Consider the following 13688-nt stretch of genomic DNA (forward strand, 5'->3'; position numbering starts at 1 on the left):
CTGTTGTTTAAATTTATTCCTTTCTTTGCAACCAAGCCCCAGGCCAATGAGTAACATTTTTTGTTAATTCACTTTCATTAAACGGCCATTTTGGTTGTTCTAAGAAAAACTCTGGATGCTGTTGAACAAATTCAGTGGCGGCGGCTGTTGGATTATCAAAAGTCCACTCGGATTGACCCCTAGGCACATCACTCAATTCTTGCATAATTCCATCCGTTGCCACGAGATAAGAACCCGGAGTTACGAAGTCTCCGTAGGCTTCTAACTCGGCTAAAACGTGCGCTTTTGTATGGCAAGAATCGAGAATAACCATCACCGTTTCTCCCGGTTTAACCGTCGATTTAACCTGATGGACGAGTTCCGGTTCTATGGAGTTACCTTCTACTAAGGTAATGTAAGGGAACAGTTCATGGGCTTCGATCGCCTTGCGGTTGTGGGGTCGAATCTCGATATCAATCCCTATCACTCTCCCTTGGGCGATCGCTTTACACAAACTCGCATAATAAATTAAAGAACCCCCATGAGCAACTCCAGTTTCTATAATCACATCCGGTTTCACTCGATAAATTGCTTCTTGAATCCGGATCATATCCTCCGGAAGTTGGATGATCGGTCTTCCCATCCAGCTAAAAGTATAGGGATATTTCTGATTCCATCCCACTTTTACCCATTGCTGAGAAATTAGTTCAAAGGCTTTTTTAGAATACAAGTCTATACAGACCTGTGTTCCCTCAATTTCTTGGATAAGTTGTTGTTTGTCTGTGTCAATTATCAATTTCATAGGTCTAACTTTCTCTATCCCTTGGTCTGATTTTTCCACCAGCTAACTGCTTCATTTAAGCCGTGATTTAGACTGAATTTAGGTTGCCAACCCAGCTCATCCTTTAACCGGCTTATATCTCCAACGAGTAAGGGTGGATCGTTTGCAAAAGTGGGAATTACGCCGAGTTCAATCAACTCTTCCCCATTTAGAATTTCTGCAATCTGGTAGATTATATCCTTTAAGGGAACGGGTTGACCCGATGCAATATTAATTGGACCAGAAACTGGACTATCTAACAAGCTAACAAAGGCATCGGCTACATCTTCAACATAGAGAAAATCTCGCATTTGCTTACCGTGGGAACAAGATGCCGTTTTTCCTTGCAACAGGGAACGAATTACGGAGGGAACGAGGCGATCGCCATATTCATGAGGTCCATAAGCAAAAAATATTCGTCCCCAAGCACTACTGATTCCGGTTTGTGCCGCGTAAGCATTCAACAAATTCTGGAGGGAGTTTTTACAAACTCCATACAAGGTTTTAGGGACTAAAGGCGTCACCTTTTCAGAACAATATCCATAGTCCCAATTATACTCGGCACAGGTCCCCGCCATAACCACTCGATCTCCTCCATATCGAGCAAATTCTTGTAATAAACTTAAACTCCCCTGTACCCACTGAAAATTGTCTAAAGCAGTCCAGTATTTTCCGGGGACCGCAAACCAAGCAAAATGTAATAAATGACTCGGTTTAACTTCGGACATTAACCGGGATACCTCTGCTGATTCTAGCAGATTAGCTTGATGCCAATGCACTTCTGAATGACATGAATTAATGGGTTGAGAAGAAACTGCATGAACCTCATACCCTTTGTCTAATAAAAAGGGTAAAGAATGCTGGCCGATAAAGCCTGTGCCTCCGGTTACTAGAACTTTTTTCATTTCACGAAATCTGCATAACTGTTATCTTTGTCAGAAATAATCAAAGGATTGGTAGTCGGCCATTTTATCCCAAATGCTGGATCATTCCATCGCACCCCTCTTGCACTTTCTGGATAATAAAATTCTGACATTTGATAAAAGACTTCAGTCTGATCCACTAAGGTTTGAAATCCATGAGCAAATCCCTCGGGGATGTAAAGCATCCGGTGGTTTTCTGCGGTGAGTTCTACCCCAACCCATTGGGTAAACGTGGGAGAGGTAGGACGCATATCGATAATCACATCATAAATTGCACCCTGAGTACATCGGACTAATTTAGTTTCGCCATGAGGAGGGAGTTGATAATGCATCCCACGTAGGGTTCCCGACTTGGAGTTAAAGGAGATATTACATTGGACAAGGGCGGAATTTAACCCTCGGTCATCAAATTCTCGCTGACACCAAGTTCGAGCAAAAAATCCCCGGTTGTCTGTTAATTGTTCCGGTTCAATAATCCATACGCTTTCTAATTTTGTTTCGGTAAAAATCATGGGAGGTTTGGTCCTTGATGACTGGCTTATTATAAAATTTTAATTTCAGGAATAGGTAAAATAAAGTGTCCCCCGTTCTGCCTATAATCCGTTTGTTGTTTAAGAATCTCCTCGGCAAAATTCCAGGTTAAAAGTAAGACATAATCCGGCATGGCTTCTAGTAATTTTTCGGGAGCATAAATTGGCAAATGAGTTCCTGGTGTGTATCGACCTTGCTTAATTTGACTGCGGTCTACAACAAAATCAAGGAGATGTTTATCGATTCCAAAATAGTTGAGTAAGGTGCTACCTTTAGCGGAGGCTCCATAGACCGCAATTGTTTTGTTTTGGGTTTTTAGTTCCCCGAGTAGGTTGAGGAGATTTTGGCGCAACTCTTCAACATTTTTTCGGAAATTTTGGTAGAAGTCTACCTGATTAACGCCCCAATTTTTTTCGGTTTCGAGTAGGGCCAGAACTTGAGCCGATCGCCGATTTAACCCGCTGCATTCTTTCTGTACAAATATCCGTAATGACCCCCCATGAATCGGTAGTTCTTCAACGGCTACAATCTTTAACCCATGTCGCTGAAATAAGTAGTCCAGCGCGGTTATAGAAAAGTAACAAAGATGTTCATGATAGATGGTATCAAATTCGACATTATCAATTAATTCTTTGAGGTAAGGCACCTCAATTACCGCTGTTCCCTGTTCTTTCAGAAGAATATTAATTCCAGCAACAAAGCCGTTCAAATCTGGCACATGAGCGAGAACGTTATTGGCATGAATGATATCCGCTTGTTTGCCCTGTTGTTTGAGTTGTTGGGCGAGGGTTTCTCCAAAAAATTCACTTAGGGTAGGAATTCCTCGCTGATTTTGGGCAACGGTGGCAATATTGACCGCTGGTTCGATACCCAGGACGGGAATTCCTTGTTGATGATAATATTGGAGTAAATAGCCATCATTGCTGGCAATTTCTATGACCAAGCTCTCGGGGGATAAGTGGCGATCGCCTATTAACTGAGTCGCAATTGTTTGGGCATTGTCCAACACGGTATCGGAAAACGAAGAAAAATAAACATACTCCCGAAACAGTTGCTCAGGCGGCACCGTTTCGGTAATTTGAACTAACGTACAATGAGGACAGAAGGCCAAATCTAGGGGATATTTGGGTTCCGGTTCCTTAAGTTGGTCAGCGGTGAGCAACCGATTGGCTAACGGAGTTTCACCCAAGGACAAAATCAATTCTAACCCGGTTTTTCCACAGGAACGACAGGGATTCCATAAACCGCTCATCTGCCCCCTCCTAAAAATATTTTATACCAATCAATCGTGCGTTCTAATCCTTCTTTTAGAGAGAATAACGGATGCCAATTCAGCATTTTTTTAGCTTTAGCTGCACTTAAATATTGATACCGAATTTCATTAGAGGCTTCCCCTCGAATCTCAGGTTCTAAATCCGAACCCATTAAGGTTAAAATCTGCTCGACTAATTCTAAGACGGTGACTTGAGTTTCCGTGGAAAAATTAAAGGCTTGACCCCGTAAATCCCGGTTCTGCGCCAGTTCTTCCGCCAAGAGAATATAAGCGGCGGCCCCATCTTCTACATAAAAGTAATCTCGAATATATTGACCATCGGAACGGATGATAGGCCGATCGCCTCGTAATACTGACCGAATTGTTCCCGGGACGATCCGATTCCAATTCAAATCCCCGCCCCCATAAAAGTTACCACACCGGGTAATTGCCACGGGTAAATCATAGGTTTTAGCATAGGCTTGGGCGATTAAATCCGCACAAGATTTACTAACATCATAGGGATGACGACCCATTAAAGGCGTCTCTTCATTATAGGGGAGTTGCTGGGCTTCGCCGTAGGCTTTATCCGATGAAGCGAGGACAATTTGCTTCACCGTTGGACTATGACGGCAAGCTTCTAAAATCGACCAAGTACCGGCAATATTCGCCTCAAAAGTAGAGATGGGATTACGGTTGGCGATCGCTACAATCGTTTGAGCAGCCAAATGAATCACCGTATCAATTTCATATTCTCCCATCGCCCGTTCTAACAGCGATTGGTCCTGAATATCCCCCCGCACAATTTTGACCTGTTCAATCCCCTGACTGCGGACCAGTTCACTTTGAGGAACCCAATCCCGAACCAGACAAACCACATCCGCGCCTAAGTCCAGTAATTGCTTGACCACCCAACCCCCAACCAGGCCCGTGGCCCCTGAAATCAAGGTTGGACGATCCTGCCAAAACCGGCGTTCGCGCAGCGTCTCGGAACGAGAATCGCCCTTTACATTTAATCCCATACCTTCCAAGGTGGATTTCCCCCTTCCCACAAACTTTCTAACAGCCGCACATCCCGCAATGTGTCCATACATTGCCAAAAGCCGTCATGGCGATAAGCCGCTAACTGACCCGCTTCTGCTAACCGTTCCAATCCTTCCGCTTCCAAACTGGTTTGGTCCCCTTCTAAATACTCGAAAATTCCCGGTTCTAACACCAGAAACCCTCCATTAATCCAGCCCTCGCCAATTTGGGGTTTTTCTGTGAATTTTGCCACCAAATTCCCGTCAAAAATAATCCCCCCAAATCGGGCGGGAGGACGAACCGCAGTTAAGGTAGCGAGTCTTCCTTGAACCCGATGAAAAGCCCATAAGTCTTGGAGATTAATATTACTGACTCCATCGCCATAGGTGACCAGAAAGGGTTGATTTTTCAACCAAGGTTGTAAGCGTTTAACTCGTCCTCCGGTCAGGGTATCCAAGCCGGTTTCAATTAAATTTACGGTCCAATCTTCCGATTCACTATTATGAACATGAACTTGACCTTGGGTCAGATTCACAGTCATATTTCCATTCAGGGGATAGTAATCTAGGAAATAACGCTTGATGGCTTCTCCCTTATACCCCAAGGCAATAAAAAACTCTTTAAACCCATAGTGAGCATAGAGTTTCATAATATGCCAAAGGATAGGTCGGCCCCCAATTTCGACCAAGGGTTTAGGCTTGACTTCGGTTTGTTCAGCGAGGCGAGTGCCTAGACCCCCCGCTAGAATAACGACTTGCATCGAATCTACTACGTTTGAAAATCCATGAATTTAGACCGAATGTTCAGGGGGGGTTTGTTTAAGGTTGGGAGGCGATCGCCTAGGGAGTTTTCCACTGTTTTCCCAACCGGCTGTTTAGACTCAACCGGATTAACCCGCCTGCTCTAAATACAGATTGAGGTCCTCCACCAAACGGGTGAGTTCCGCTTCGGTACTCAGGCGAATGCGATCGTCGCGTAGGGTAATCAGTACCTTGGCGGCAAAGGGGGTGGGGTAAATATTGGGATTGCAGAAAATTTCTAAAAACACATCCCCAGTAGAACGATATTCCATCGGTTTCTGGGGGGTCGGTTTGCCGGAACCGACGCCGGGGGTTGCTTTTGATGCGACGGCTTTAAGCTGCTGCATCAGGTCGTTGATGGCCGCCTGCAAGTCCCGCGCTGCTTCGGGCGAGAACCGAAACGAGACGGAACCCTCGATTAAATTTAGGGTGAGTTGAGAACCAGACATGAGGGATCTACTTTTAATATTCGGTTTCTTTATGGTAAGGGGGAAGGGGGACATTGAGATCTGTAAACTGCCAAAGAAACCGAATGCCCTACAATTTTTGTAGGTTGCATAAGGAAAGATCCGTGGCTACAGATAATCGGGTTGAAGTTCGCCGGGTACTCCTGATTACCCTGGGCTTAAATTTGGTCGTGTTGGGAATTAAAGCGGTGGTGGGGACCTTAACGGGTTCCCTGAGTTTGTTGGCGGATGCATTGCATAGTGTGACCGATAGTGCCAATAATATTTTGGGTTTGGTGACGAATCATTTCGCCTCTCCCCATCCCGATCGCGAACATCCTTATGGACATCAGAAGTTTGATGCAGTGGGGGCTTTGGGGATTGCGGCCTTTTTAGGGGTGGCCTGTTTTGAAATTCTCAGCAGTGCGATCGCCCGCATTTTCTTTGGGGAGGGAACGCGGGTGGAAGTTTCCCCCCAAGACCTCTGGATTTTGCTGATTGTTTTGGGAATCAATATTTTTGTCGCCTTCTATGAACGAACTGTGGGTCGGCGAATTGGGAGCAGTATTCTGATTGCTGATGCCAAACATACCATGAGCGATGTTTGGGTAACCATCATCGTGATGGCGGGGTTAATTGCGATTACTTTTGCCGATCGCTGGCCTTGGTTGCAATGGGTGGATGTGATGTTAGCCTTTCCCGTAGCCTTGTTGGTGTTTAGAAGTGGGTGGGAAGTGTTGACGGATAATTTGCCCTGGTTGGTGGATAAAATGGCGATCGCCCCAGAAGCGATTCACGCTATTACCATGCAAGTTCCCGGGGTTCTCAACTGTCATAATATTGCCTCTCGGGGAGTGGTCGGACGTCAGGTGTTTATTGAAATGCATCTGATTGTTGATGCCAATGATGTTGAAACCGCCCACGCCATTACAGAAGAAGTGGAAGCGCGTTTACAAGGGCGATTTTCCCCGGCCCGGATTTTGATTCACATTGAACCGCCTCGATATCAATCCTCAGAGATTAGCTATGAGCCGGAATCTCCTCAACCCCTTGAATAATTGGCGGACTTTGCCATCACGAGGACAACCTCTGCTAAGAATCTCCGTTAAAAAATCCGTCGTTTTCCACAGATTGATATCAGTTTTCCACAGATTTTTGCTAGTTTTCCCCAAAAAATCAAGCCGTTCTAGGTTTTTAGGTTTCTAAATCAGTGGGGTGTTTCTGTGGTAAATATTAGACCGCTTGCTTGTATTCTATAGACCTCTTGCAAAAATCCGGATTGATCCCCCCAGCCCCCCTTAAAAACGCCAATCGGCTTTAAAGAATTTTGTAAGAAGTCTTATGAGCGATCGCCCCAACCCTCCCTCAAGTCCCCTTCTCCTCCCCCAGATCAAAAGGAACCCACAGGAATAAAGGGTTGATTCCCCAAGAACTTGAGAAAAGTCTGCAATCGGTCTGATTCAGTCTCTCTCTCCAATGACACCACCGGAGAGACCCAGGTAGCCCCTGACAACTTTCATTCCAGATTGAGACCCTCTATATCCTCATTAGACTTGTTGCTTTCATTCGATGAGCCATCCCTCGAACCCCTGGATCAAACGCTAATCGGCTGGAGACAATTCTGCAATAGGCCTATTCTTTTTCTTCACTGGGGCAAATTTATAGTTTGCGGGAGAAGAAAGGGTAAAAATCCGTATTTTCATCATAGACAAAAAACCGGATTTTTGGAATAATCAATTTACGCTAGGGCGTTGACACACTCTTAAATACAAAGGAGAAAAAACGGGTTTTTGACCCTGACTTGTGACTAATTAGCAGAAATCTTGTTAAAAACCCCGTTGGTATTCCCTGCCTTGTACCTACACCCTAGAAGGCAAACTTGACTGTACCATCCTCTATGACTTGTGATCGGCTAATTATTTGTAGCTAAAGATGTCTCCATTGGGTAGCAGAATAGGGCAGGGCCGAGCAAATCAGGTGAAAAAACGTTCAAAATAACCCACCCTTCTCTCAGATTGGATCAAAGATTATGAATACTATTTCTAAATACAAGAGGCTAGAAAAGATTTATGAAGGTCAGGATACGGTAGTTTATCGAGGCCAGAGTACCTTAGATCAAACCCCCGTTATTTTAAAAATTTTAAAAAATGAGCATCCTAGCCTGAAGGAGGTCATCAATTTAAAGCAAGAATATGAAATTTCCAAGTTCTTGGATTTAACTGGGGCAATTAAAGCCTATGAATTAGAAAAATTTGAAAATAAACTTTTTTTAGTTTTAGAAGATTTTGGAGGCAAAGATTTAAGTGAATTTCTGGCGAATGAATCCCTAAATGTTAAGGATGTTTTAAACATTGGAATTCAATTGGCCGATGTCCTTAATCAGTTGCATGGAAATCATATTATTCATAAGGATATCAAGCCTCAAAATATTATCATTCATCCAGTTACCAAACAGGTTAAACTGAGTGATTTTAGTATTGCCTCGCGCCTCAATCGAGAGCACCAGGCGATCGCCAACCCGAATTCACTCCAGGGGACCCTCGCCTATATGTCCCCGGAACAAACGGGACGGATGAATCGGGCGATCGACTATCGCAGTGATTTCTATTCTTTAGGCGTCACGTTTTATCAAATGCTAACGGGTCAACTTCCTTTCTTGACTAACGATCCGTTAGAACTGATTCATGCGCATATTGCCAAACAGCCGGTTCCTCCCCATCGGGTAAATCCAGAGATTCCCGAAGCGGTTTCAAATATCGTCATGAAACTGTTATCAAAAACCGCTGAAGAGCGATATCAAAGTGCTCAAGGGTTGAAGGTAGATTTAGAAGTTTGTTTAAATCAATTAATCTATTTTGGGGAAATTACCAATTTCCAGGCAGGGAACCAGGACAAGTCTGGACGATTTTTTATTCCCCAAAAGCTTTATGGTCGAGAACAAGAAGTTGAACAACTGTTGTCAATTTTTGAAAAAACCTGTAAGGGAACTGTAGAATTAGTGATGGTTTCTGGCTATTCTGGTATTGGAAAAACCAGTGTCATCAATGAAATTCATAAACCTATTGTGCAATGTCGGGGATATTTTATTGAAGGCAAGTTTGACCCCTTACAGCGCAATATTCCTTATACGGCAATTGTCAAAGCATTTTCTGATTTAGTGCGTCAGCTTTTGACCGAAACTCAAGCCCGAGTTGAGGCATGGAAAGAGAAACTATTAGAGGCATTAGGTCCGAATAGTCAAGTCATTATTGAATTGATTCCTGAAGTGGAATTAATTATGGGTAAACAGCCTCCAGTGCCTGCACTTCCCCCGATGGAAACCCAAAATCGATTTAATCGGGTATTTCAGCAGTTCGTGCAGGTTTTTACCCAACCGGAACATCCGTTAGTGTTGTTTCTGGATGATTTGCAGTGGGTGGATGCTGCCTCCCTGAAGTTACTGGAATTACTGATTACGGATCTGGATAGTCAGTATTTGCTGGCTTTAATTGCCTATCGGGATAACGAAGTAGATGCCACTCATCCTTTGATGATCACGGTGGAGGAACTGAAAAAAGCCGGAACAGTGGTGCATGAGTTGACGCTACAAAATTTGGATAAGATGCACGTTCAAGCGTTAGTTGCGGATACCCTTCGGGAAGACAAGGCAAAAGCCAAGTCTTTGGCCGATTTACTCTGCTATAAAACTCAAGGAAACCCCTTTTTCTTGACTCAACTTTTTCAATCTCTATATGAGGATCAGTTATTAATTTTTGATTATAACGAGGGGATTTGGGAGTGGGATCTTGAGCAAATTCAAAGCCGGGGTATTACGGATTTGAATGTGGTGGAATTGATGACGAGAAATATTCAAAAGCTCTCGCCATCCACCCAAGAGGTGTTAAAAGTAGCGGCTTGTATTGGGAATCGGTTTACTTTAGATGTGCTGGCGATCGCCACGGACCAATTGGAGTCAACCACCGCAACTCAGTTATGGAAAGCCCTGCAAGTGGGATTAATTTTGCCGATTAGTGACGGATCGCGAATGGCGCTGGCAATGGGCGCTCGCCATAGCGAGAATCAAGATTTGGACGCGATTAACCCCCCGGAGGCTCATTCTTATTCTCAATCTAGCACTTATAAATTTTTGCACGATCGCGTTCAACAAGCGGCTTATTCTCTGATTCCCGAAGAAGATAGAAAGCTCACCCACCTCAAACTCGGACAACAGTTATTAGACAAAATTGGACCGGATGAAATTGAGGCGAATATCTTTGATATCGTCAATCAGTTAAATCGGGGAGTTGAATTACTGGGAAAAGAGTGTTTGAGGGAAGATGAATTCCTCCAATCCGAGGCGATCGCCCCTGTAGAACTCGCCCGATTAAATCTAATGGCGGGGCATAAAGCCAAGGAAGCCACTGCCTATGAAACTGCCGCCCAGTATTTAACCTTTGGTATGGAACTTCTCGCCGCTAATAGCTGGGAAGCAGAGTATCATTTGAGCTTAGATCTTCAGCTAGAAGCGGCGGAAGCCGAATATTTAAATACCAACTATCCTCGGGCGACGGAACTCACAAATAGCTTATTAGAACGGGGAATTGAGTTACGCGATCGCGTCAAAGTTTATGAACTTCAAATCCAATTATTGATCGCCCAAAACCAGATGGTTAAGGCGATCGATACCGGGTTAACTGGAATTGCCGAGTTGGGAGTTACTCTATCAGAGGTTCCTGATGCGGGTCAGTGGGCTATTGAATTGCCGACTTGGACGAGTTTGGAAAATTTGCCCAAAATGACCGACCCTAACAAACAGGCTGCCTTACGACTTTTAGTGGCAATTATTCCCGCTGCTTTGATTAGCAAACCCGAGATCGGTCCCTTGATTGTATTCACTCAAGTTAATCTCTGTGTTCAACATGGATATTCAGAGTTATCGCCTTATGTCTATGCCATATATGGCTGGCTACTCTGTGCCACCCTGACAAACATTGAGGCGGGATATGCAGCGGGAACAATGGCGATTCAGCTTGTAGATGCCCTGAATGCCAAACCTATCAAATGCAAGGTTTATAATCTATTTGATGAAGGAATTAAGCCCTGGAAAGACCCTTTAATGAAAAATAATACCTTTTTTATCGAAGGGTTAAACCAAGGCTTGGAAGTGGGCGACTTGGAATATTCGGTTTATCATATTGTGGCTTATTGCTTAAAACTGCTTTTGAGTGGTCAGCCGTTGGATTTAGTTAAAAAAGAGCAGGAAAAGTATTTCAAATTTGCTTTGAAAGTCAAGCAAATTTATGGAATTAATTACCTGAAAATTTGGAAGCAATTTACCCATAAAATTACCACCGACTATCTGCCTACGGAGTCGAATTGCTTATCGGGAGAAGAATTTAATCAAATCGAGATGATCCAGAGTTTAAGTGACTCTGATTCCAAGATTTTGTTATTTAATCTCTATCTGGCGAATACTCATCTGGTTTACCTATTTAACAATCCAAAACAAGGGGTAGTCTATGCCGAATTAGCGCTCGCCTATCAAGGAAGTGTCATGGGTATGCTTGTGGGGGCTGTCCATAACTTCTACTATTCCCTATCCTTGCTGGCTGCCTATTCCTTGGCTGCCCCGGAAAAGCACCCCGAAATGTTGCAACAAGTTGAAAATAATCAGCAACAAATGCAGCAATGGGCCAAGTATGCCCCGGATAACTTCCAGCATAAATATGAGTTAGTGGAAGCTGAAAAAGCGCGGGTTTTGGGGCTTGTGCCGGAAGCAATGGAATGGTATGACTGCGCGATCGCCTCGGCGAGAGACCATGAATATCTCCAGGAAGAAGCGATCGCCAATGAACGGGCGGCTGAGTTTTATTTTAACCTCGGGCGCTCCAAAATTGCCCAACTTTATCTGATTGATGCTTATGCCGCTTATCTGCGATGGGGTGCAACGGCTAAAGTTCACCAATTAGAATTGCATTATCCCCATCTCTTATCCCCCAAACGAGTTCGAGACCCCAACAGCACCGAAAGCACTCATACCACCACTTCAACGACCAATTTGACCACAGGGGCGCTTGATTTGGCAACAGTTATGAAAGCCTCTCAAACCCTAGCCGATGAAATAATTTTCGATAATTTGCTGGAAAAACTCCTGGAAATTGTCATGGAAAGTGCAGGGGCACAAACCGGCTGCTTCATTTTGGAAAAGGGTCAAAAACTCTATGTAGAAGCCCGGGGAAGCGTGGATCCCATGCAGGTAATTCTTGGATTAGATACCCCCTTCCAAAACAGCAATGATGTTCCCGTCTCCCTGTTGACCTATGTCAGCCGAACCCGAGAGACTCTTGTTTTAAATCAGGCAGCCAAGCGAGGCCGATTTATTGCCGATCCTTACCTCGTGAAAACTCAACCTAAATCGCTTCTGTGCACTCCAATTCTCAATCAGGGTAATCTGATTGGGCTGCTTTATTTGGAAAATAACCAGACGACCAATGCGTTTACGGAGGACCGCGTTGAAGTCTTGAAAATGCTCTGTTCTCAGATTGCCATTTCGATTAAAAATGCGCGACTTTATGGCAAGTTAGAAGCAACCACGACTGAACTCATTTCCGCTAAAGAACGGTTAGAAGAGTCTAATCATACCTTAGAAGAAAAGGTTGCCCAAAGAACCTTGGAGTTGCAGGCCAAAAATGCAGACCTCCAACAAACGTTGAAAAAGCTCCGTGAAACCCAGACCCAATTAATTCAAACGGAAAAAATGTCGAGTTTGGGACAGTTGGTGGCGGGGGTGGCCCATGAGATTAATAACCCAGTTAACTTTATTTATGGGAATCTCATTCATGGAGGGGAGTATCTCCAAGATTTACTCAATCTCCTGGAACTTTACGAAGAAACTTATCCGGAACCGACGGAGGACATTGAGGAGCGGGTTCAGGAAATTGAATTAGATTTTCTCAAGGAGGATTTCCCCAAAATTTTGATGTCTATGCAGGTGGGAGCAGAGCGAATTCGGCAGATTGTCCGATCGCTGCGAAACTTCTCTCGCTTAGATGAAGCGGACCTCAAAGAGGTGGATATTAATGAAGGGATTGAAAGTACCATCGAAATTTTGCGCCATCGCCTCAAAGAAAAACCGGGTTGCCGAGCGATTGCCTTAGAGAAAAATTATGGGACCTTACCCTTGGTCACCTGTTATGCGGGTCAACTGAACCAAGTGTTTATGAATATCCTCAGTAATGCTATTGATGCGTTAGAGGAAAAAGAGCGAAAACAAAGTTATGGGGATTTGTCTGTTCCCATCAATCCCGACTCCCTGCCCGTGATTGGGATTCGCACGAGTATGGAGAAGGATCATCTGGTGATTCGGATTACAGATAATGCTACAGGGATGACCGAGGAGGTTCTCTCTAAATTATTTGACCCGTTCTTTACCACGAAACCTGTGGGGTCGGGGACAGGTTTAGGGTTGTCCATCAGTTATCAAATTGTGGTGGAAAAACATGGGGGTCATCTGGACTGTCGTTCCACTTTGGGACAAGGGTCAGAATTTGCGATCGCCATTCCCCTCAAACTCTCCCCTCAATCCCTTTCGTAAGTTAATCCGGATCCTTCTGAACCCAAATCCGGTTGTGATCGGTCTGTAAAAACCCAAAACCCTACAGGGTAGAGACATTAGCCATTCAAGCGCAGGCTAAACAGGAAAGTAGGTCTTTGAACCCGGATGGAATATCCCACGGGTCAAAGACCCTGGAATCGGGTATGCTTAGAGCTTGTGTCTGTATCCCAATCCTTGTTATGTTGGATGTAGACACAAGATTTAGTCATTTTAATAAGTTTTTAATATTAAAATTATTTTTACCCTTTGTCAAGGGAAAAAAATACTAAATTTGAGTAACCTGTTAATTTTTAAGAGAAATGGGGAACGATTAGTTTTAA

The 13688-nt window shown here is 44.1% G+C and carries 9 protein-coding genes; 2 read left to right on the forward strand and 7 right to left on the reverse strand.

Going from position 1 to position 13688, the window contains the following annotated elements:
• Positions 1 to 13 precede the first annotated feature (13 nt).
• The 7 genes from NG796_RS03425 to NG796_RS03455 form a co-directional block, all read right to left on the reverse strand.
• Positions 14 to 781, reverse strand: coding sequence for a cephalosporin hydroxylase family protein (locus tag NG796_RS03425; protein WP_261204517.1), 768 nt, complete (start codon positions 779 to 781; stop codon positions 14 to 16).
• Between the two features lie 14 nt (positions 782 to 795).
• Positions 796 to 1704 (reverse strand): NAD-dependent epimerase/dehydratase family protein, encoded by a 909-nt coding sequence (locus NG796_RS03430; protein ID WP_261204518.1) that lies wholly within the window; start codon positions 1702 to 1704, stop codon positions 796 to 798.
• The gene (rfbC, locus tag NG796_RS03435) at positions 1701 to 2234 is read right to left on the reverse strand and encodes a dTDP-4-dehydrorhamnose 3,5-epimerase (RefSeq protein WP_261204519.1); all 534 of its coding nucleotides are present in this window, start codon (positions 2232 to 2234) and stop codon (positions 1701 to 1703) included. The genes NG796_RS03430 and rfbC overlap by 4 nt, the downstream gene beginning before the upstream one ends.
• Before the next feature lie 29 nt (positions 2235 to 2263).
• Entirely contained in the window at positions 2264 to 3505 is a 1242-nt protein-coding gene (locus tag NG796_RS03440) for a class I SAM-dependent methyltransferase (RefSeq protein ID WP_261204520.1), read from the reverse strand.
• Positions 3502 to 4527 carry a GDP-mannose 4,6-dehydratase gene (locus tag NG796_RS03445; RefSeq protein WP_261204521.1) on the reverse strand — a complete coding sequence of 342 codons (1026 nt, stop codon included), beginning with the start codon at positions 4525 to 4527 and terminating at the stop codon, positions 3502 to 3504. Before NG796_RS03445 ends, NG796_RS03440 begins: the two co-directional genes overlap by 4 nt.
• Positions 4518 to 5288, reverse strand: a complete 771-nt coding sequence (gene rfbF / locus NG796_RS03450; RefSeq protein WP_261204522.1) for a glucose-1-phosphate cytidylyltransferase — start codon at positions 5286 to 5288, stop codon at positions 4518 to 4520. Before rfbF ends, NG796_RS03445 begins: the two co-directional genes overlap by 10 nt.
• Positions 5289 to 5417: 129 nt before the next feature.
• On the reverse strand, positions 5418 to 5777 hold the full coding sequence (locus tag NG796_RS03455) for a hypothetical protein (RefSeq protein ID WP_261204523.1): 360 nt from the start codon (positions 5775 to 5777) through the stop codon (positions 5418 to 5420).
• A 122-nt stretch (positions 5778 to 5899) separates the two neighbouring features.
• On the opposite strand from NG796_RS03455, the gene NG796_RS03460 reads away from it, so the two are divergent.
• Positions 5900 to 6832: a cation diffusion facilitator family transporter gene (locus NG796_RS03460; RefSeq protein WP_261204524.1), complete on the forward strand. Its 933-nt coding sequence runs from the start codon at positions 5900 to 5902 to the stop codon at positions 6830 to 6832.
• A gap of 971 nt (positions 6833 to 7803) precedes the next feature.
• Positions 7804 to 13347, forward strand: a complete 5544-nt coding sequence (locus NG796_RS03465; RefSeq protein ID WP_261204525.1) for an ATP-binding sensor histidine kinase — start codon at positions 7804 to 7806, stop codon at positions 13345 to 13347.
• Positions 13348 to 13688: the final 341 nt, after the last annotated feature.

The sequence above is a fragment of the Laspinema sp. D2d genome, assembly GCF_025370755.1.
GTDB lineage: Bacteria > Cyanobacteriota > Cyanobacteriia > Cyanobacteriales > Laspinemataceae > Laspinema.